Source organism: Bacillus halotolerans, assembly GCF_001517105.1.
Classification (GTDB): domain Bacteria; phylum Bacillota; class Bacilli; order Bacillales; family Bacillaceae; genus Bacillus; species Bacillus halotolerans.
Map to the genome: position 1 here is coordinate 424,204 of NZ_LPVF01000009.1, position 20,422 is coordinate 444,625.

At 44.6% G+C, this 20,422-nt stretch carries 17 protein-coding genes and 1 pseudogene; 3 read left to right on the forward strand and 15 right to left on the reverse strand.

Annotated elements, in window-relative coordinates:
• Window positions 1-270 precede the first annotated feature (270 nt).
• The 3 genes from speD to AU387_RS09830 form a co-directional block, all read right to left on the reverse strand.
• Entirely contained in the window at window positions 271-651 is a 381-nt protein-coding gene (gene speD / locus AU387_RS09820; protein WP_003223584.1) for an adenosylmethionine decarboxylase, read from the reverse strand.
• Between the two features lie 237 nt (window positions 652-888).
• The gene (locus AU387_RS09825) at window positions 889-1,911 is read right to left on the reverse strand and encodes a glyceraldehyde-3-phosphate dehydrogenase (RefSeq protein WP_059335580.1); all 1,023 of its coding nucleotides are present in this window, start codon (window positions 1,909-1,911) and stop codon (window positions 889-891) included.
• 206 nt (window positions 1,912-2,117) lie between these two features.
• On the reverse strand, window positions 2,118-2,498 hold the full coding sequence (locus AU387_RS09830) for a winged helix-turn-helix transcriptional regulator (RefSeq protein WP_044153912.1): 381 nt from the start codon (window positions 2,496-2,498) through the stop codon (window positions 2,118-2,120).
• Window positions 2,499-2,681: 183 nt separating this feature from the next.
• On the opposite strand from AU387_RS09830, the gene AU387_RS09835 reads away from it, so the two are divergent.
• Both AU387_RS09835 and AU387_RS09840 read left to right on the forward strand, forming a co-directional pair.
• Window positions 2,682-3,872, forward strand: a complete 1,191-nt coding sequence (locus AU387_RS09835) for an MFS transporter (protein WP_059293436.1) — start codon at window positions 2,682-2,684, stop codon at window positions 3,870-3,872.
• 23 nt (window positions 3,873-3,895) lie between these two features.
• On the forward strand, window positions 3,896-4,738 hold the full coding sequence (locus AU387_RS09840) for an aldo/keto reductase (RefSeq protein WP_059335581.1): 843 nt from the start codon (window positions 3,896-3,898) through the stop codon (window positions 4,736-4,738).
• A 35-nt stretch (window positions 4,739-4,773) separates the two neighbouring features.
• Here the strand turns inward: AU387_RS09840 and coaE are convergent, their stop codons facing one another.
• The 10 genes and pseudogenes from coaE to AU387_RS09890 all read right to left on the reverse strand — a co-directional run bounded on the left by coaE (window position 4,774) and on the right by AU387_RS09890 (window position 16,933).
• Window positions 4,774-5,367 (reverse strand): dephospho-CoA kinase, encoded by a 594-nt coding sequence (coaE, locus tag AU387_RS09845; protein ID WP_059293434.1) that lies wholly within the window; start codon window positions 5,365-5,367, stop codon window positions 4,774-4,776.
• A gap of 15 nt (window positions 5,368-5,382) precedes the next feature.
• Window positions 5,383-6,033: pseudogene (gene ytaF, locus AU387_RS21195) on the reverse strand (sporulation membrane protein YtaF); the annotation flags it as partial.
• A 153-nt stretch (window positions 6,034-6,186) separates the two neighbouring features.
• The gene (gene mutM / locus AU387_RS09855) at window positions 6,187-7,014 is read right to left on the reverse strand and encodes a DNA-formamidopyrimidine glycosylase (protein WP_059335582.1); all 828 of its coding nucleotides are present in this window, start codon (window positions 7,012-7,014) and stop codon (window positions 6,187-6,189) included.
• 24 nt (window positions 7,015-7,038) lie between these two features.
• Complete coding sequence (gene polA, locus AU387_RS09860; protein WP_059335583.1) at window positions 7,039-9,681, reverse strand: DNA polymerase I; 2,643 nt, start codon at window positions 9,679-9,681, stop codon at window positions 7,039-7,041.
• A gap of 243 nt (window positions 9,682-9,924) precedes the next feature.
• Complete coding sequence (pnpS, locus tag AU387_RS09865) at window positions 9,925-11,664, reverse strand: two-component system histidine kinase PnpS (RefSeq protein WP_044153891.1); 1,740 nt, start codon at window positions 11,662-11,664, stop codon at window positions 9,925-9,927.
• Window positions 11,657-12,379 (reverse strand): two-component system response regulator PhoP, encoded by a 723-nt coding sequence (gene phoP, locus AU387_RS09870; RefSeq protein ID WP_010335269.1) that lies wholly within the window; start codon window positions 12,377-12,379, stop codon window positions 11,657-11,659. Before phoP ends, pnpS begins: the two co-directional genes overlap by 8 nt.
• Window positions 12,380-12,605: 226 nt before the next feature.
• Window positions 12,606-13,544 carry a malate dehydrogenase gene (gene mdh, locus AU387_RS09875; protein ID WP_010335270.1) on the reverse strand — a complete coding sequence of 313 codons (939 nt, stop codon included), beginning with the start codon at window positions 13,542-13,544 and terminating at the stop codon, window positions 12,606-12,608.
• Between the two features lie 43 nt (window positions 13,545-13,587).
• A complete protein-coding gene (icd, locus tag AU387_RS09880) occupies window positions 13,588-14,859 on the reverse strand; it encodes an NADP-dependent isocitrate dehydrogenase (protein ID WP_024122455.1) in 1,272 nt (423 codons plus the stop codon).
• 160 nt (window positions 14,860-15,019) lie between these two features.
• Window positions 15,020-16,138 carry a citrate synthase gene (citZ, locus tag AU387_RS09885; protein WP_010335272.1) on the reverse strand — a complete coding sequence of 373 codons (1,119 nt, stop codon included), beginning with the start codon at window positions 16,136-16,138 and terminating at the stop codon, window positions 15,020-15,022.
• Window positions 16,139-16,468: 330 nt separating this feature from the next.
• Window positions 16,469-16,933 (reverse strand): DUF441 domain-containing protein, encoded by a 465-nt coding sequence (locus AU387_RS09890; protein ID WP_044153881.1) that lies wholly within the window; start codon window positions 16,931-16,933, stop codon window positions 16,469-16,471.
• Window positions 16,934-17,028: 95 nt separating this feature from the next.
• Here AU387_RS09890 and ytvI point away from each other — a divergent pair, with 95 nt between their 5' ends.
• A complete protein-coding gene (gene ytvI / locus AU387_RS09895; RefSeq protein ID WP_059293429.1) occupies window positions 17,029-18,144 on the forward strand; it encodes a sporulation integral membrane protein YtvI in 1,116 nt (371 codons plus the stop codon).
• 30 nt (window positions 18,145-18,174) lie between these two features.
• On the opposite strand, the gene AU387_RS09900 is transcribed toward ytvI, so the two are convergent.
• Window positions 18,175-18,558 (reverse strand): FxsA family protein, encoded by a 384-nt coding sequence (locus AU387_RS09900; RefSeq protein ID WP_024122457.1) that lies wholly within the window; start codon window positions 18,556-18,558, stop codon window positions 18,175-18,177.
• A gap of 96 nt (window positions 18,559-18,654) precedes the next feature.
• Window positions 18,655-20,412 (reverse strand): pyruvate kinase, encoded by a 1,758-nt coding sequence (gene pyk / locus AU387_RS09905; protein WP_044153869.1) that lies wholly within the window; start codon window positions 20,410-20,412, stop codon window positions 18,655-18,657.
• Window positions 20,413-20,422: the final 10 nt, after the last annotated feature.

Below are 20,422 nucleotides of genomic sequence, written 5' to 3' on the forward strand. Positions count from 1 at the left end.
AATCAGCTCCCAACTATTTCGTTCCCTGCAATGTATATTCGGCAGCCTCCGGCTATAAAATGATGTGACAGGCATCTGTCGGGAGAGCCGTTGTTTAGGCTGTGTCTAACAGCATCAGGCGGTTTATGACATATCTCTTTCTTATTTTACAAAAAAAACGGAAAAAGAAAAAGCTAGCCGCCCCTGTTTGTTCATAAAAATAAAAGGAGCATAAGCTAAAAAGCGCGTAACGGCTTTCTAGCTCCAGCTCCCTTTGTGTTCGTGTTTACTTTATAGGACTTTCGCTTGCGCCTGCTTAATCTGCACAGGCCCCATTCCTCTTGGTATTTCAATGTTTTCTCTTGTATCAGCATGTAATGCCTCTGCAATGTAGTCAGCAGCGACATTAGGATCTAAGTCTCCACAAGTATAAACATCAATGCTTGCATATCCGTGCTCAGGAAAACTGTGAATCGTTAAATGTGATTCAGAAATAATAACGACTCCGCTTACGCCCTGCGGTGCAAATTTGTGAAATGCAACCTCGCGCACCTCAGCTCCTGATTTTAAAGCAGCATTTACAAACGTTTTTTCAATAAAATCCATGTCATTCAGCTTATCAAAATCGCATCCCCATAGCTCGGAGATAACGTGACGCCCCATTGTTTCCATAGTCATGGACCCCCCTTAACAAGAATTAAAAAGTGAAGTTCCAACAACTGGGTCGGCTATTTACCACGGGGGAAAGTTAGTCCGGAGAGGTCCTAACCCTTTAAGTAATCCCGAAACAGTCTCAAGCAAGAAGTTCACGAAAAATAGTATACTGTGTTTAAGTCTAATTTGCAAGAAGCGTTTTTTCAGAAATATGCTGTTAAGGGTTTTTTCTTAAATTGTGTCCATGACCTTATTCTATACAGCAGATGGATATTTCATTCGTGCCGCCACATGGCGGATGAGATCAACTACTCTGCATGAGTAGCCCCATTCATTGTCATACCATGCGAGAACTTTTACTTTCCTGTCTTCCATCACCATTGTCGTAAGCCCGTCAATAACCGCCGAATGCGGATTCGTATTATAATCTGTCGACACGAGCGGTTCATCCGAATAATCAAGCACTCCGTACATTGACGTTTTGGCAGCCTGCTTGAATGCTTCGTTTACCTCTTCTGCCGTTACATCCGTTTTCAAGTCGACAACAAGATCAACTAATGAGACGTTCGGAACAGGCACACGCAAAGCGAGACCGTGAAGCTTTCCTTTCAGGTGAGGCAGAACAAGCGAAAGCGCCTTTGCTGCTCCTGTTGTCGTCGGAATGATGGATTCACCGCATGCCCGGGCGCGGCGCAAATCTTTGTGCGGATTATCAATATTTTTTTGATCATTCGTATAAGCGTGCACTGTCGTCATTAGACCGCTCTCAATGCCAAATTCATCATCAAGCACTTTCACAACCGGTGCAAGACAATTTGTCGTGCATGACGCATTTGAAATAATCACGTGGCGTTCAGCATCAAATTGGTCTTCATTAACACCCATCACAATGGTAACGTCTTCATTTTTCCCCGGAGCGGTCAGAATGACTTTTTTCGCGCCCGCTTCAATATGTCCCATCGCTTTTTCTTTTGAATTAAACTTCCCTGTTGCTTCAACGACAATGTCAATATCATATTCCCGCCAAGGCAGCTGTTGCGGATCACGGCTGTTTAACAAGAGTACTTTTTTTCCATTCACAATCAGACTGTCTTCTCCAGCCTCAACCTCTTTGTCGTACCGTCCGTGATTTGTGTCATACTTTATTAAATGAGCCAGCGTTTCAGCCGAATAGCTGGCATTAATAGCCACTACTTGAATTTGATCGTCTAACATTGCTTTTCTAAAGACCATTCTTCCGATTCTTCCAAACCCGTTTATCGCTACTTTTACCTTCACGTTGGTCACCCCTCATCAATTATGTCATTCTAAATTGTTGTCATCTGAAATTAGTATAACACATTAAAAAGAATTCGCCAGTACATATTGATAAAAATCAACGATTATAACGTTAATTTATGATGTATCATACGTTTTCTTGCACACAATATGAGGATGAAGAATCAAAAAAGCAGACAGCGCTGCGCACTGCCTGCTTTATTTTCTTATGATTCCTGTTTCAATTTATCATTGAGCACACTTTCTTCTAATACAGAGAAGGTATCGCCGTATACCTTGTTGATATGATTCGCTCCCCAATCGCAGAGCATATTTAAAATGCCTTCTAAGCTGCGGCCGTATTCACTCAGTTCGTATTCCACTTTAGGAGGAACCTGATTGTACACGATACGGTTAATGACACCGTCAGCTTCCAGCTCGCGCAGCTGCTGGGTCAGCATTTTTTGAGTGATATTCGGCATTAAACGCTTTAACTCACTTGTTCGTTTTTTTCCGTGTGTCAGGTGGCATAAAATCACGCATTTCCATTTCCCGCCTATTACTTCAAGAGTCGCTTCAACTGAAATGTTATATTTTTTCTTCTCCATGCGGTTCACTCTCCTTACAGGCACCAAAAAGTGACTATAGCACTTAAAAGTACGTACTTTTCTTTTTTGATGATATCTTTCATAATCACATTTGCCGGCTGAATTGAATCTGCTCTTTTATTTATATAGCTTGTTCGGCAGAATTTCAATCATACAACACATAACAGAAAAGGAGGATCTTGAATGACTTCAGCCAATAAAAGCAGCATTCCTGCACTTCTGGCACTCGCCATTAGTGCATTCGCGATAGGGACAACCGAATTTATCAGCGTCGGCCTTTTGCCGTTAATATCTGATGATTTACACATTCCTGTAACAACAGCGGGATTGACCGTTTCGCTATACGCACTGGGTGTTACGTTCGGCGCGCCTATTTTAACGTCATTGACCTCAAGCATGTCACGAAAGACGCTATTGCTTTGGATCATGATCATTTTTATCGCCGGGAATACGATGGCCGCGTCGGCCACAAGCATCGGGATTCTTTTAACAGCACGTGTGATATCCGCTTTTTCACACGGTGTGTTTATGTCGATCGGCTCGACGATCGCAGCTGATCTTGTCCCTGAAAATAAAAGGGCGAGTGCGATTTCCATTATGTTTACAGGACTCACCGTCGCAACAGTAACCGGAGTTCCTTTCGGCACGTTTATCGGCCAGCAGCTCGGCTGGCGGTTTGCCTTTATGGTTATTATCGCCGTCGGCATTATCGCTGTCATTGCAAATGGCATTCTTGTCCCTTCCAATTTACGAAAAGGGACGAAAACAACGATGCGGGACCAATTGAAGCTTGTGACAAACGGCCGTTTACTGCTTTTATTTGTCATAACAGCTTTAGGGTACGGAGGAACATTTGTTGTGTTCACTTACCTGTCTCCCCTGCTTCAGGAAGTGACGGGCTTTAAGGCCGGCACTGTAGCCATTATCCTGCTCGTATACGGAATTGCCATTGCCATCGGCAATATGATTGGCGGGAAACTGTCCAATCGAAATCCGATCGCCTCGCTGTTTTATATGTTTATCGTACAGGCCCTCGTCCTGTTTACGTTAACATTTACGGCTCCTTATAAAATTGCCGGCCTCATTACGATTCTCTTTATGGGCTTGCTGGCCTTTATGAATGTGCCCGGCCTGCAAGTATATGTCGTCATGCTGGCTGAACGTTTTGTACCGAGCGCAGTAGACGTAGCATCCGCGATTAATATTGCAGCATTTAACGCAGGAATTGCCCTAGGATCTTTTTTGGGAGGCGTGATTACCGATTCCATCGGACTGATTCATACCGCGTGGATTGGAGCTTTAATGGTAGCAGGAGCCGTCATCTTAACAGGCTGGAGCCGTCTTCTGGAAAAACAGGATCGGCAGGCAGCCTAACATTTCAATAGGAGGAAACAAACATGACAACACATTTACAAGCAGCAGCAACACTTCATAACGGGGTGAAAATGCCGTGGTTCGGCCTCGGAGTATTCCAAGTGGAAGAAGGATCAGAACTCGTCAGTGCGGTGAAAACAGCCATTGTTCACGGTTACCGCAGTATTGATACTGCCGCTATCTACGGAAATGAAGCGGGAGTCGGGGAAGGCTTGCGGCAAGGAATTGAAGAAGCCGGCATCTCCAGAGAGGATCTATTTGTCACATCAAAAGTGTGGAATGCGGATTTAGGGTATGAGGAAACATTGGCGGCATTTGAAACAAGCCTGTCAAAACTCGGTTTGGAATATTTAGATCTATACCTCATTCACTGGCCTGTGGAAGGCAAATATAAAGAAGCTTGGAGAGCACTTGAAACACTGTATAAAGAAGGCCGTGTCAAAGCGATCGGAGTGAGCAATTTCCAAATCCACCACCTGAAGGATCTGCTGAAGGGTGCTGAAATGAAGCCTATGATCAACCAAGTGGAATTCCACCCGCGCCTTACGCAAAAAGAGCTGATGGATTATTGCAAGAAGCAAGGCATTCAAATGGAAGCATGGTCACCTTTAATGCAGGGACAATTGCTTGATCATCCCGAGCTGACAGACATCGCAAAATCATATAACAAATCCGTCGCGCAAATCATTTTACGCTGGGATTTACAGCACGGCGTCATCACCATTCCTAAATCTACAAAGGAACATCGAATTAAAGCGAACGCGAACATATTTGATTTTGAATTATCACAGGATGACATGAACCGAATTGATGCGTTAAATGAAAATCTGCGCGTGGGTCCTGATCCGGACAATTTTGATTTTTAATCACAAAAACACCGTTCATAATGAACGGTGTTTTGTTATGCCCAGCAGCTGAGAATTTCCTCAAGCTGCTGTTTTGTCTCTTCCAGTGTGCCGCTATTATCTATAACGTTATCCGCTCTTGACACTTTTTCCTCTAATGGCATTTGGGAGCGGATCCGGCTAAGCGCTTCTTCCACCGTTAATTGGTTGCGCTTGGTCAGGCGTTCAAGCTGAAGCTCTTTTGTCACACTGACCACAATAATTTTATCCACTAAAGACTCCAATTTGCTTTCGAACAAAAGCGGAATATCTAATACTACAAATGTCTCCTGATTTGCAATGGACTCATCACGCCGCTTGAGCATTTCCTCTCTGACCGCAGGATGAACAATTGAATTCAAAGCAAGACGCTTCTGTTCATTTGTAAAGACCAGCGCCCCAAGCTTTCTTCTGTCTATATCACCATTTTCGAGCAGAATGTCTTCACCAAATTCGTCAATGATCTGCCGGTAGGCCGGCATCCCTATTTCTACCGCTTGTTTTGCAATGATATCCGCATCTATGACAGTGATTCCTTTATCTATCAGCATATTGGCAACCGTACTTTTGCCGCTTGCTATTCCTCCCGTTAAACCAATGACTAAGGTCAAGAGATCCACTCCTTTTTACAATTTCCAGAGCCCGATCGTGATCAGCAGAAGCCCCGGCAAAAACGCCATTTTATCGATCCATCTCCATTTAGACAGAATATGGCCGGCATTGATGCCGACTGACACAAACAGCGAACTCATCATCGCGACGGTTATGCTCATCGCAATGGGGGAAAAACCGAGAATGGCTGCTCCCATACCTGCTCCGAAGGCATCAATCGACAGGGCGAATCCCAATAACACCGCTTCAATTCCATTAATCACACCAGATTTGTCGATATCCGCACTCATCGGTTTTCTCAAAATATGGATCACAATGCCCAATGACCGAACCTCTAAATTAAGCAGCGTTTTTTCATGCAATAAGTAGTCTTTGTCTTTTGCCGGCCTGAAAAATTGATATAAAACCCACACGCCGATCCCAACCAATATTAACCCGCCGAGCTTCTCAGTCACATACACGGGAAAAAACTTGGTGAGAAAGCTTCCGATCAGCATGGATATAAACATAACAGTGCCGGAACAGAAGGCAATGACAATTATGGCTTTTAGCGGTATCTTCATTTTTCGCAATCCATACGTAAACCCGACTGAAAAACTGTCCAAGCTGACAGCTAACGCCAGCAGCAGTATAGAAACCATTTGCATATCCGTTTCTTCCTTTCTGTTGGTGCTCTTGTATCAGATGTTAAATGCCCGGAGATTCATCACAATCATGTATATGGAAAAGTGAAAAATCCGTGTTTCCGAAAAACGGCACTTCCTCTATTACAGAGTTACTGATATATGCACCGACAGCTTGGACGATGAAGCATTCCTCTATTTTTTCTGGCACTTGGCGCAAAAATGTGTGCCTCTGCCTCCGACGACAATTTTGGTAATCATGGTGCCGCAATTTTTGCAGGGCTCATCTTTTTTCCCGTACACAAAATGCTGCAGCTGAAACATTCCGATTTCTCCTTGGGAATTGATATACGACCGGACAGTGCTTCCACCGGCATCAATCGCTTCCTGAAGGGTATTTTTAATTTCAGCATGAAGTTTTTTGATTTTTTTATCTGATAGCTGGTTTGCTTTTGTCTCAGGATGGACGCCCGCTCTGAACAGAGCCTCGTCCACATAAATGTTCCCGAGTCCGACGACCGTTTTCTGATCCAGAAGAGCGGTTTTGACAGCTCGGTTTGTTTTCGCCAGCCGTGCTTTCAAATACGCACTCGTAAATTCTTCTGCATCCGGTTCGGGTCCGAGCTGAGAAAGCGGCAGCTCCCCTGCTTCCTCTCCCGGTTTAAATAAATGCATGGTTCCGAATTTCCGAACGTCCCTGTAACGCAGCTGGGTTCCGTCCGTCATCGTAAATATGACATGCACGTGTTTATCGTCCGGCTCCTCCTCTTGGTGAAGCCCGTACTTCCCTTCCATACGAAGGTGGGAGACCATGACATAATGATCCAAGTAAAACAGCAAAAACTTTCCCCGTCTTCCGATAGACTGGATGGTTTCTCCTGCTAAGTTTCGCGCAAATTCCTCCGGTTCGGCAGGCCGTTTGATGATATTCGGCCATCTGATCTCTACCGATTTGATTGTTTTTCCTCTTACAAGCCCGGTCAGAGTGCGCCGGACAGTTTCAACCTCTGGTAATTCCGGCACATCCATCACTTCCTTTATCTCTGTTTATTTCGCATCGTACCAGGATGGGCCTGAAGCAAAGTCCACCTTTAACGGCACATCTAATGCAAGCGCATGCTCCATCACTTCTGGAACAAGCTTTTCAAGTATTTTAATTTCTTCCTTCGGCGCTTCAAAAATCAATTCATCGTGGACTTGAAGCAGCAATCTTGTCTTCAGCTGCTTTTCTTTCAGCTTGGCTGCCATATCAATCATGGCTTTTTTAATAATATCCGCGGCACTTCCTTGAATCGGCGTATTCATTGCCGTCCGCTCCGCAAAGCTGCGGATATTAAAGTTTCGGCTCGTCAGTTCAGGGATGTAGCGGCGGCGATGCAGCAGCGTGGTTACGTAGCCTTTTTGCTTCGCGTCCTGCACCGAGTCCTCCATATACGCTTTGACGCCCTGGAAGCTTTCCAAATATCGGTCGATGAATGCCCCGGCTTCTTTCCGCGTAATGCCGAGATTCTGTGAAAGCCCGTAATCACTGATGCCGTATACGATCCCGAAGTTGACCGCTTTCGCCTGGCGTCTCATCGCCGATGTCACTTCATCCTCAGCAACATGGAACACATCCATTGCTGTTTTTGTATGAATATCCATGTCGTTTGTAAAGGCTTCGATCAAATTTTCATCCTTTGAAATGTGGGCAAGCACCCGCAGCTCGATTTGCGAGTAATCAGCAGCAAAAATGAGCCAGTCTTTTTCAGACGGAACAAAGGCCTGACGGATCTTGCGCCCTTCCTCAAGCCTGATCGGTATGTTTTGCAGGTTCGGATCGGTCGAGCTGAGGCGCCCTGTTTGCGTTAAGGCTTGGTTAAAGCGTGTATGCACCTTGTGTGTATCTTTTCTTGTCACCTTTAAAAGCCCTTCGATGTATGTCGATTGCAGCTTGCCGATTTGTCTGTACTGCAAAATATAGTCAACAATATCATGTTTGTCAGCCAGCTTTTCAAGCACATCAGCAGACGTTGAATAGCCTGTTTTCGTTTTCTTCACAACTGGCAGGCCGATCTTTTCAAACAGGATGACGCCGAGCTGTTTAGGAGAATTGATATTAAACGACTCTCCCGCAATATCATGAATTTTTTCTTCATATTCCTTCAGCTTGGCGCTCAGTTCTTCTCCCATTCGTTTTAAGCGGTCAACATCAACCTTAACGCCCGTTGATTCCATTTCTCCGAGAATAAGCGCCAGCGGCATTTCCAGCTCCTCAAACAATTCAAGCTGATCGTTGTTCTCCAGCTCCTGAACGAGCTTTTCCCGGAGGCTTTGAATGGCTAAGGCCTTTCTGACGAGATGCTCAGACAGTTCGCCTTCTGCCGGCACTGCGCGTTTTGCTCCCTTGCCGTAAACTGATTCATCGCTTGAAACGATGTGCAAGCCGTAATCCTTAGCCACACTGGCAACGTCGTCATACGAATTGCCCGGATTAATGATATAAGCGGCAAGAAGCGTATCAAACTCCGCACCTTTCAGCTCAATGCCCTGCCAGCGCAAAGCCACGACAGCCCGCTTGCTGTCAAAGACCCATTTTTTCTGATCGTCATTTTCCACCCATTCTTTAAACACATCAGACTCGACAGCAGCGTCTTTTGGAATAAAGTAGGCTCCCGTTTCGTTCACTATTGAAAAACCGAGAATCGGCACTTCATGATAATTATCGCCAATCTGTTCAACGACAAATGCAGATGGAGAAACCAATATATCGCTAGTCACATCGGTGACTGTTTTGACATCAATTTCTTCTAACAACTGATCCTGCTCCGCCTCTACACCGTCTTCCCCGAGCCGTTCAAGAAGCGTATTGAACCCAAGGTCCTTAAAGATGGCAATGACCTGTTCACGATTAAAGCCTTGATATTCCAGACCCGAAACGGACACCTCAATCGGCGCATCGGTCATAATCGTTGCCAATTCCTTGCTCATCAAGGCCTGATCCTTAAATTCTTCAAGCTTTTCCTTGAGTTTTTTTCCGCTTACCTCATCAATTGATTCGAGAAGCTTTTCAACAGAATGGAATTGCTTTAACAGCTTAATCGCGGTTTTTTCCCCGACACCAGGCACACCCGGTATGTTGTCAGAAGAATCCCCCATTAAACCCTTCATATCAATAATTTGGTCAGGCGTGAGTCCGTATTTCTCCCGGACGTGCTCTGGTGTGTAAAACTCAACATCGGTAATTCCTTTTCTCGTAATGGCAACCGTCGTCTGATCTGTTGCCAGCTGTGTTAAATCCTTATCTCCCGAGAAAACCTTTACCTCAAAGCCGTCTTTTTCAGCCGATTTGGCGAGTGTGCCGATAATGTCGTCAGCTTCGTATTGTTCCAGTTCGTAGCGGCTGATTTGATAGGAATCAAGCAGCTCGCGGATAAACGGCATTTGTTCTGAAAGCTCAGGCGGGGTTTTCTGTCTTCCGCCTTTATACTCTTTAAATGTGCCGTGACGAAACGTCGTTTTCCCGGCATCAAACGCGACCAGCATATGCGTCGGCTTTTCATCCTCAAGCATTTTCATCAAAATCATCGCAAAACCGTAAACCGCATTTGTATGAATTCCTTTATCATTGCTTAACAGCGGCAATGCGAAAAACGCCCGGTAAGCGAGACTGTTTCCGTCTACAAGCACTAATTTTTTTCGTTCCGTCATTCAATATCCTCCTAAGAAGCAGCAGCTTCCATTCATCTCATAATAATAGTCTTTAGCTTCTCTTATTTTAACAAAGTTCAATTTGAAAGGAAAATACGCGAACCGATGAGAACACACAAAAAAGGACGGGAACACAAAAAGGTTCCCGCCGTCAAAATTGGCTCCTTGGATGAAGGGGTTCTACTACATCCTACCAGCATAGGTTTAACAGTGCATGAAGATATTGTTAAAGCTTTGTAAACATTAAACAGGCTTTTCAGCAGCCCGCTTCAGCGTCACTGTAAACACAGTGCCTCTGCCCGGCTCGCTTGTCACATCGATTTTGCCTTCATGAGCCTCTATTAAATGCTTTACAATCGCAAGACCGAGACCGGTCCCGCCTGAGTTTCTGCTTCTGTCTTTATCAACGCGGTAAAACCGTTCAAAGATGCGGGGAATTTCTTCTTTCTGGATGCCAATCCCGGTATCGGAAACTTCGATTTGAATCTCTGTTTCTCCCGGTTTGACATTGATAGCTACCGAACCCTTCTCCGGTGTATAGGTTAATGCATTGTTTACGAGATTCAAAAACACCTGTTTCAGCCGGTACGGGTCGCCCGCTACATAGAGAGGGTCTTTCGGAACATTCAGCTGTAAAGAGATACCTCTCTCCGTCGCTTTATGCTTAAGTAGCGTTTCAATATCAGCCAGCATTTTCGCTGCATCGAACGTTTCGATGCTGAGCGTAAAGTTTTGCTGCTCAATCTTAGAAAGATCAAGCAAATCCTGCACCAATGACTGAAGCCTTTTGCTTTCCTTTAAAATAATCGAGAGAAATTCTGAAAGCGCCTCTTTGTCCTCCATTGCCCCGTCTAATAGCGTTTCCGTAAACCCTTTGATCGATGTAATCGGCGTTTTCAGCTCGTGGGAAACATTGGCCACAAAATCTTTTCTCATCTGCTCTAATTTTTTCGTTTCCGTCATGTCATGAAAAACGAGCACGATCCCTTTCCATTCATCATCCGGCCCCATAATAGGAACGCCGTCCACTTCAAAATAACGCCTTTCAATTTTGATCGGAAGCCTTAATAGCTTGCATTTCTTCGTCTCAGTCATAAAAATCTCTTCGACAAGCTGAATCACTTCTTCATGTTCAAATGCATCATGATAAAGACGGCGCAGCATCTGATTCGGATTGACATGAAACTGCTTCGCGTAAGACCTGTTGACGAGATTGATAAAACCTCTTCCATCAATCATAATCAGCCCGGAGCCGATGTTTTCAATGACAGTCAGCAGGCGGTCGCGCTGCATTTCCTGCGTCCTCGTCATTTCCATCAGATCAACAGCAAGGCTGTTCATGGCCCGGCCAAGCTTGTCAGAACGCCTGATATAACCGCCGTATGTACGGGCATCGTAATTCCCCTTGGACAGCTCTGTTGCCATGTTTGTGGCTGCTTCAATAGATCTTTTGTAGCGAGAGGTCATATTAGAATAAAAGAAAACAATAATAATAAAAGCGGTACAAAGACTGGCCGTCAGCATGCCCCACATCTCGCCATTCAGACCCGAGCTTTCTTCACGGGAAGTAAGCAGCACATACCCAGTTTTTTCGCCTTTGCTCCTAAGCGAAAGCCCATAATAAAGCATGTTCTCCTCTTTTTCGAGAACTCCCTCATGACCGGAGACAAGCGCCTGAATCTGTGAAGAATCCGCCGCGCTGCCGTCAGACCCGTACAGCACCTTTCCTTCTGTATCGATCACGGACGCTTCTACATCAAGCGCACTGCCTGCATCTTTAATGACTTTCTCATTTGCCTGGTCATTCAGATTGCCGGCATCAAGCAGCGAAGCCATGTATTTGGCTTCCTTTTCAATGTGTTCCTCCGATTTTTTTTGATCAGAAGATTCAAAGAGCTGCTGTAAAAACAGCCCGAGTACACTAAACACCACAATCATACAGACAACGAGCACAGAAAAAAGGCGCACACGATATTTAATCATTCATTTTTGGCTCCTCCAATTTATACCCCAATCCCCTAATGGTTTTAATATAGATCGGTTTTTTTGTATTCGTTTCAATTTTGTCTCGAAGATGGCTGATATGCACATCAACAATTCTCGTATCTCCGGCAAAATCGTAATTCCAGACAGCACTTAAAAGCAAATCTCTCGTCAGCACTCTGCCTTTATGTCTGCCTAAATACAAAAGCAGCTCAAATTCTTTCGGTGTCAGCTCAAGCTGATTTTCTTTAAAATAAGCTTCATAATGATCGGGCAGAATCTTCAAATCGCCGATAACAATTTGTCCTTCTGTTTCCTCGTTTTTCATATCATTAGAGGGCGCAGCCATTTCAGAACGCCTTAAAATAGCTTTTACCCTTGCATTGACTTCTCGAGGGCTGAACGGCTTGGTCATATAATCATCAGCACCAAGCTCAAGCCCTAATACTTTGTCAAATTCTTCATCCTTCGCTGTCAGCATCAAAATAGGAAACATGAGTTTTTGCTGTCTCAGCTGCTTGCATACTTCAATTCCATCCAGCTTTGGAAGCATCACATCAAGCACAATTAAATCAGGATTTTCTGTTTCCGCTCTTTTGAGTGCTTCTTCTCCATCCGAAGCAGTAATAACCTCATAGCCTGATCGCTCCAAATTGTACTGCAAAAGTGTAACGATAGATTCTTCATCATCCACAACTAAAATTTTCTTGTTCATGCTGTGCCTCCAGTATCTTAATTCCCCGACATCCTATTTCTCTATTTTATGTCATCTTACCATGTTTCATGATTTTATTTTAACGAAAGCCGGACATTCCGACAATTCGCCTTTTACATCATTTTAAAAGAAAAATACAAGAGGCAGCTGAGGAATAGGGGGAAGCGCTTTCATTTTGTAATAAAAAGAGAAAGGCTTCGATTAAACCAGCCTTTCTCTTTTTATTTTAGGATAATACTTTCATCACATTTTTGACAGATTCAACTGATTTATTCAGCTGTTCTTTCTCGTATTCTGTCAATTCAAGCTCAATGATTTGTTCAAGCCCGTTTCCTCCGACAATTGTAGGAACACCAAGGTAGATGCCTTCATAGCCGTATTCTCCCTCAAGATAAGCAATTGTAGGAAGGACGCGGCGCTGATCTTTTAAGATTGCTTCGATCATTTCTGTCAATGAAGCCGCAGGCGCATAATACGCGCTTCCATTTCCTAAAAGATTCACGATCTCGCCGCCGCCTTTTCTTGTGCGCTCCACAATCGCGTCAATCCGGTCTTTTGGAATGAGAGTTTCAAGCGGGATACCGCCAGCATAAGAATAACGTACAAGCGGCACCATATCGTCACCGTGCCCGCCGAGAACAAAACCAGTCACATCTTTCACTGACAAGTTTAATTCCTCCGCCACAAACGTTCTGAATCTTGCCGTATCAAGCACACCTGATTGGCCGATCACGCGCTCTTTCGGGAAGCCAGACTCTTTATATACTGCGTATGTCATTGCATCAACAGGGTTTGTCAAAACCACAATGATAGAGTCAGGAGAATATTTCACGATTTCTCGTGTGACGCTTCTCATAATTTTTTCGTTTGTAGAGACTAGATCATCCCTGCTCATACCAGGTTTTCTTGCAATACCGGCTGTAATGACAACAATGTCAGAGCCCGCCGTATCCTCATAATTAGATGTACCCGTAATTTTCGCGTCAAAGCCTTGAACCGGGCTGGCTTCCAGCATATCAAGGGCTTTTCCTTTCGTCGGGTTCTCCAATTGCGGGATATCAACGAGAACAACGTCCGCCAGCTCTTTTTGAGCGGTTAAGAAAGCTGTTGTCGCTCCGGTAAAACCTGCTCCGATAACAGAAACTTTTTTACGAGTATTTCCCATGTCTCTCTTCTCCTTTATGGCTAATTTTAGGCTGTTTCCTTGCTTAGTCCATGTTTTTAATCAGTTCTTCTCCGAACTCTGAACATTTAACTTCAGTCGCGCCGTCCATTAATCTGGCAAAATCGTAAGTTACGACTTTAGAAGCGATTGTTTTTTCCATAGATTTAATGATTAAATCAGCCGCTTCATTCCATCCTAAATGCTCAAGCAGCAGCACACCTGAAAGAATAACTGAAGATGGGTTTACTTTATCAAGTCCGGCGTATTTAGGAGCCGTTCCGTGTGTCGCCTCGAAAATCGCATGTCCTGTTTCGTAGTTGATGTTCGCCCCAGGAGCAATACCGATTCCGCCTACTTGCGCCGCAAGAGCGTCAGAAATATAGTCTCCGTTAAGGTTCATTGTTGCAACAACATCAAATTCGCTTGGACGTGTCAGAATCTGCTGAAGGAAAATATCAGCAATGCTGTCTTTGATAATGATTTTGCCTGCTGCTTCTGCTTCGCTTTGCGCTTTATTAGCGGCGTCTTTTCCGTCTTTTTCAGCAATGCGGTCATATTCAGCCCATGTGAAGACTTTTTCGCCGTATTCTCTCTCCGCAAGCTCATAGCCCCAGTTTTTGAAGGCGCCTTCCGTGAACTTCATGATGTTTCCTTTGTGTACAAGCGTTACAGACTTGCGGCCGTGCTCAATCGCATATTCAATTGCCGCTCTGACCAGACGGCTTGTTCCTTCTTCAGAAACAGGCTTAATGCCGATACCTGATGTTTCAGGGAAGCGGATTTTGTTGACATTCAATTCATTTTGCAGGAAGCTGATGAGCTTTTGCACTTCTTCAGAGCCTTTTGCGTACTCGATGCCTGCGTAAATATCTTCTGTATTTTCACGGAAGATGACCATGTCAGTATCCTCAGGGCGTTTTACCGGTGACGGCACTCCAGTAAAATATCTTACCGGTCTCAAGCAAACGAATAGGTCAAGCTCTTGTCTGAGCGCTACGTTCAAAGAACGAATACCGCCGCCGACAGGTGTCGTTAACGGGCCTTTAATCGCGATGAAATATTCGCGGATGACATCTAATGTTTCAGCAGGAAGCCACTCACCTGTTTTATTATAAGCCTTTTCTCCGGCATAAACTTCTTTCCACGTAATTTTCTTTTCACCTTTATATGCTTTTTCTACTGCGGCTTCCAAAACTTTTGAAGCCGCATTCCAAATATCAGGACCGGTTCCGTCTCCTTCAATAAACGGGATAATCGGGTTGTTTGGTACGTTTAATACTCCGTTAGAGACTGTAATTTTTTCACCTTGTGCCACAATAAAAACCTCCCAGTATGTAATTCATATTTAGAAAACATTTTATTTTTCTTATATAGAAAACAAAATGATTTTTCTTAACATTCTAAAGTGTAAACCATCTTTGATGTTCTGAACAAGAGGCTAACTTCATTAACATAAGCCAGCCCCCTATGGTTCTTTAGGCTCTTTCTTCAATCGGAACAAAAGTTTGTTTGTCAGGGCCTGTGTAATCTGCACGCGGGCGGATCAGGCGGTTATTGTCATACTGCTCAAGGATATGAGCGAGCCAGCCGGACATTCTGCTCACAGCAAAAATCGGTGTGAACAGGTCATGGTCAATTCCGAGGCTGTGATAAACAGAAGCGGAATAGAAATCAACGTTAGGCGGAAGCTTTTTTTCTGATGTCACGATTTCTTCGATGCGAATCGACATGTCATACCATTTGCTTTCGCCGGTCAGGTTGGTCAGACGTTTGCTCATTTCTTTTAAATGTTTGGCGCGCGGATCGCCATGCTTATAAACGCGATGGCCGAATCCCATTATTTTTTCTTTCTTTTCCATCTTGGCGCGAACGAAAGGCTCGACATTCTCCACTTCGCCGATCTCTGTCAGCATTTTCATGACGCCTTCGTTTGCACCGCCGTGCAGCGGGCCCTTCAGTGCGCCGATTGCTGCAGTAATTCCTGAGTAGATATCCGAAAGTGTTGCCACACAGACCCTCGCTGTAAACGTTGACGCGTTCAGCTCGTGATCGGCATGTAAAATCAGTGCTTTGTTGAAGGCTTCAACCTCAATCGGTGAAGGCTCTTCTCCATTTAATGTGTAGAGAAAATTCTCGGCAATGCCGTAGTCTTCTCTTGGCTCAACGGGTTCAAGACCCTTGCGGATTCTGGAAAACGCTGCAACCAGACCAGGCACCTTTGCCTGAAGGCGGATCGCCTTTCTGTAGTTGGCTTCCGGGTTCATGGTATCAGCCTCGCTGTCAAGCAGGCCTAGTAAAGAAATCGCTGTCCGAAGAGCAGCCATGGGATGAACATTTTCGAGGGAATAAGATTTGAAGTGCTCAATAATTTCTTGCGGAACGGCAGCTTCTTTTGCTAACTGCTGTTTTAACTCATCAAGCTCTTTTTTGTTTGGCAGCCTTAAGTGCCAAAGCAAGTAAATGATTTCTTCAAAGCTCGCATTCTCTGTCAAATCATCGATATCATACCCCACATATGTAAGGGTATCATCAATAATCGAACTAACAGATGATGTTGTTGCTACAACCCCTTCAAGACCGCGTGTCGCTGTCATATATAACATCTCCTTTTCAATAAATTTCCCCTTTAAGAGTGTTGTAAAAACATGAGGCTAACTTAAAAAGCACGTTGTAAGTATTTCTCCCCCCAAAAGAAAATGCTTACATTTTACTGCCTGCTGGTGCTGAAACCCTTTGCTTATGAAAGAACATAACAAATTCTTATAAGCTTTTTTAAGTTTGTGCCTATTCCTATTATAAACAATAATCAGACATTTGTTAAATGTTTACCTATAATTTTTTTTTTCATTCTATGATTTTCCCTAAAAAACGCCTTTATTTGCGGGTTTTTGGCATTAAAAAAAAGCGGCAGCAAGCCGCTTTTTTCATGAAGTGAATAGTTTTACGAGCTGCATCGCAATATAAGCAATCCCCGCTCCGATCAGCGGACCCACTGCGACTCCGCCGAAAAGCGCGACGGCGAGAATGGTACCGATGACAAGAGCAGTGGTGATGTGAGGATCGTTTTCCAGCAGGGTCAGGCCATTTTTGGCAATCAGCGCAACGGCAATTCCCGCCCCTAATGCAATCCATGCGTAAGAAGAACGCATTGCCTCACCAAGCTGTTTAAATCCAATCTCTCCTGTGGCGATTGGAACAAGAACAGCAATTGTGATGACGGTCACGCCCCAGTTGATGCCTTTTGACTGGATAGTCGGAAAAATTTTTTGGTCAAGTCCCACGATTTTTATGATCAAAAGGACGGATACAGCAAAAAGCAGCGATTGATTTTTTGCGATAAGTGCAATAGCCAAGAGTAATATTAAAAATAAATTCGCTTGTGTAAACACGCGTCATCCCTCCTTTAAGATGAATGTATTCATATACAGCCGTACCGTGAATAAACATAACAATAGGACATGCTGACGAGAGGAGGATCGTTTTTGTGAATCAATCCTATATCACTATTTTTTTCCGTACCCTCTTTGTCGTGTCGCTTACAGTCGGGTCAGCAGCCGCTGTTTATTATTCGTTTCCGTTAACATATCCGTTCCTCATTGCCCTTATTCTTTCAACAGCGATTCACCCTGTTGTAGACTACTTGGACAAGGTGACGGGATTCCCGCGAACTTTAAATGTCATCGGCGTGCTTGCCTTTTTTCTGCTCGCGGCGTTCGGTGTGCTGACCATTGTGGTAGCAGAAATCGTAACAGGGACTGCATATCTTGCAAAAACCCTTCCTCCGCATATCAGCACATTTATCTCTTATTGTGAAAAACTGTTTACCACTCATATCCAGCCGCTCTATCACGAACTGACCGTTTTATTTCATGAATTGGAGACCAACCAGCAGGCTTCCATCGTCACTCACATTCAGACACTTGGAGATTCCGCTGCCAAAAACGCAGGACTGCTGCTGTCTCACATTCTTGAAATGATCCCGAAGTTTTTCGCGCTGCTTCCGAATACCGCGGCTGTTTTGATATTTTCACTTCTTGCTACATTTTTCATGACAAAGGATTGGCACAAGCTGAAAGCGGTGCTCGTTTCAGTGCTGCCGGATCGAATAACAGCAAACGGAAAGGCGATCAGCAGCGAGCTGAAAAAAGCAATGACCGGTTTCATTAAAGCACAGGCTGTTCTTGTATTTCTTACGATGGTCATTGTATTCATCGGTCTTTCTCTCTTAAAGGTTGAACATGCAGCAACGATTGCTTTTTTAATCGGGCTAGTCGACCTTCTCCCGTATTTAGGAGCAGGATCCGTCTTCGTGCCGTGGATTTTGTATTTATCGATTACAGGCCAGCTTCCTCAAGCAATTGGAATTGGTGTGCTGTACCTTGTCGTACTCGTTCAGCGGCAGTTGACAGAGCCCAAAATATTAAGTAAATCAATCGGAATCGATCCGCTGGCAACACTCATTGCCCTCTTTGCAGGCTTTAAATTGTTCGGATTTTTAGGACTGATTGCCGGTCCTGCCGTTCTCGTCGTCATCCAGGCTTTTATTACAACAGGTGCCTTAAAGGAAATATGGTCCTACATCACTGTCCAGCAAAAATAAAACAGCAGCCCATAATGCAGGCTGCCGTTTTTATTTTATAATGATCCGCTTGTTCTTCGACATGCCTCTCAGCCATTTGAACAGGATCGGCTTACACCAGCTGCGGGTGAACGGGATAAGCAGGCATGCGCCGGCCAGGTCTGATAAAAAGCCTGGCAGCATCAGCAAAAGGCCGCCAATAAAGATGCACAGGCCGTCAGCAATCGCTTCACCAGGCATCTTGCCGTATTGAAGGTCACGCTGAACCTTGAAGTAGACTTCAGTTCCTTGTTTTTTGGCAGCTGCTGCCCCAATGATTCCGGTCAGAATCATTAAAAGGACCGTCGGAAGAATGCCGATCAGCTTGCCCGAAAATAGAAATATGCCGATTTCAATTGCCGGAAACACAATAAAAAGCAAAAATAAAAACCTCATCTCCAGCCCCCCACATGTGTAAAACGCCTTAGTTCAAAAATAGTGACAAATAGAGAAAAGGAAGGGAATACGCTCCCTTCCCATTTTCAGATGTAATTAAAGTACACTTGCACGGCCTTGGTAGACTGCCCCTCTAGAAGCGTCAACCGTAATATCCTGGCCTTCTGTCAAAATGGATGTCGCATTTTCCAAACCAACAATAACCGGAATGCCGAGGCTTAATCCGACTACTGCAGCATGGCTTGTCAAGCCGCCTTCTTCTGTAATAAGGGCAGACGCTTTTTCAAGAGACGCGATCATGTCACGGTCAGTGCTAGTTGTAACCAAAACCGCGCCGTCAGTCATTTTTTGTTCGGCTTCTTTCGCGTTTTGCGCAATGACAACCGGACCGTAAGCTGATTTGCGGCCGATACCTTGGCCTTTAGCGATGATATCGCCGACAGTATGAACTTTCATCAAATTCGTTGTTCCTGACTCACCGACAGTGCCTGCTGTAATGACGATCAGATCACCATTTTTCACAATTCCGCTGTGTAATGATTTTTGCACAGCATCTTCCAGCATCTCATCAGTTGAGCTTGCATTTTGACCGCTTTCTGCGAAAACGCCGGATACAAGAGCGAGCTTTCTGGAAACAGACTCATTTACAGTCACAGCGACAATCGGTGCCTGCGGGCGGTATTTAGCAATCATACGCGCTGTATGGCCGCTTTCAGTCGGAGTCACAATCGCAGTAGCATTCAAGTTAATGGCCGTATGTGCAACCGATTGGCCGATTGCATCAGTAATCGTCATGCCTACCTGGTCTCTGCGTTTTGAAAGAATCTCTTTGTAATTCAGCGCCTCTTCAGAACGGGATGCGATGTTGTGCATCGTTTGAACCGCTTCAACCGGATAGTTTCCGGCAGCTGTTTCACCAGAAAGCATGATCGCATCTGTGCCGTCGAAAATTGCGTTTGCGACGTCACTCGCTTCCGCACGAGTCGGACGCGGGTTGCGCTGCATGCTGTCAAGCATTTGTGTCGCTGTAATAACCGGTTTGCCCAGTGCGTTGCATTTTTTAATCAGGTCTTTTTGCACGAGCGGCACTTCTTCAGCCGGGATTTCCACACCTAAGTCTCCGCGCGCAACCATTAAGCCGTCAGACACTTCGAGAATAGAATCGATGTTGTCTACGCCCTCTTGGTTTTCAATTTTAGGGATAATTTGAATATCCTGAGCATTATGCTCCTCAAGAAGTTCACGGATTTCAAGCACGTCAGTAGAACGGCGTACAAAAGACGCAGCGATGAAATCTACGCCTTGCTCAATACCGAAAACGATATCTCTCGCGTCTTTCTCAGTAATACCAGGAAGGTTGACGCTGACACCCGGCACGTTAACGCCTTTTTTATTTTTCAGTGTTCCGTTGTTTAGTACTTTTGTTTTGATTTCGCGTTTAGCGGCATTCACTTCAAGTACTTCAAGACCGATAAGCCCGTCATCTAAAAGAATCGTTGAGCCTTTTTCAACGTCCTCTACTAAACCTTCATACGTTACTGAAATCTTGTCAGTTGTTCCAACTACCTCGTCCATTGAAACGATAAGCTCTTTGCCTGTTTCAAGCTCAATAGCACCGTTTTCCATTGTATGTGTACGGATTTCAGGGCCTTTTGTATCAAGCAGGATTCCGACGTTTTTGCCGAGCTTTTTGCTCGCTTCGCGGATATTTTTAATACGTGCTCCGTGCTCCTCAAAATCTCCGTGAGAAAAATTTAAACGAGCCACATTCATTCCTGACTCCATTAATTTCGTAAGCATTTCAATACTTTCACTTGCCGGACCGATGGTACAAACAATTTTTGTTTTTCTCAATTCGTTCACT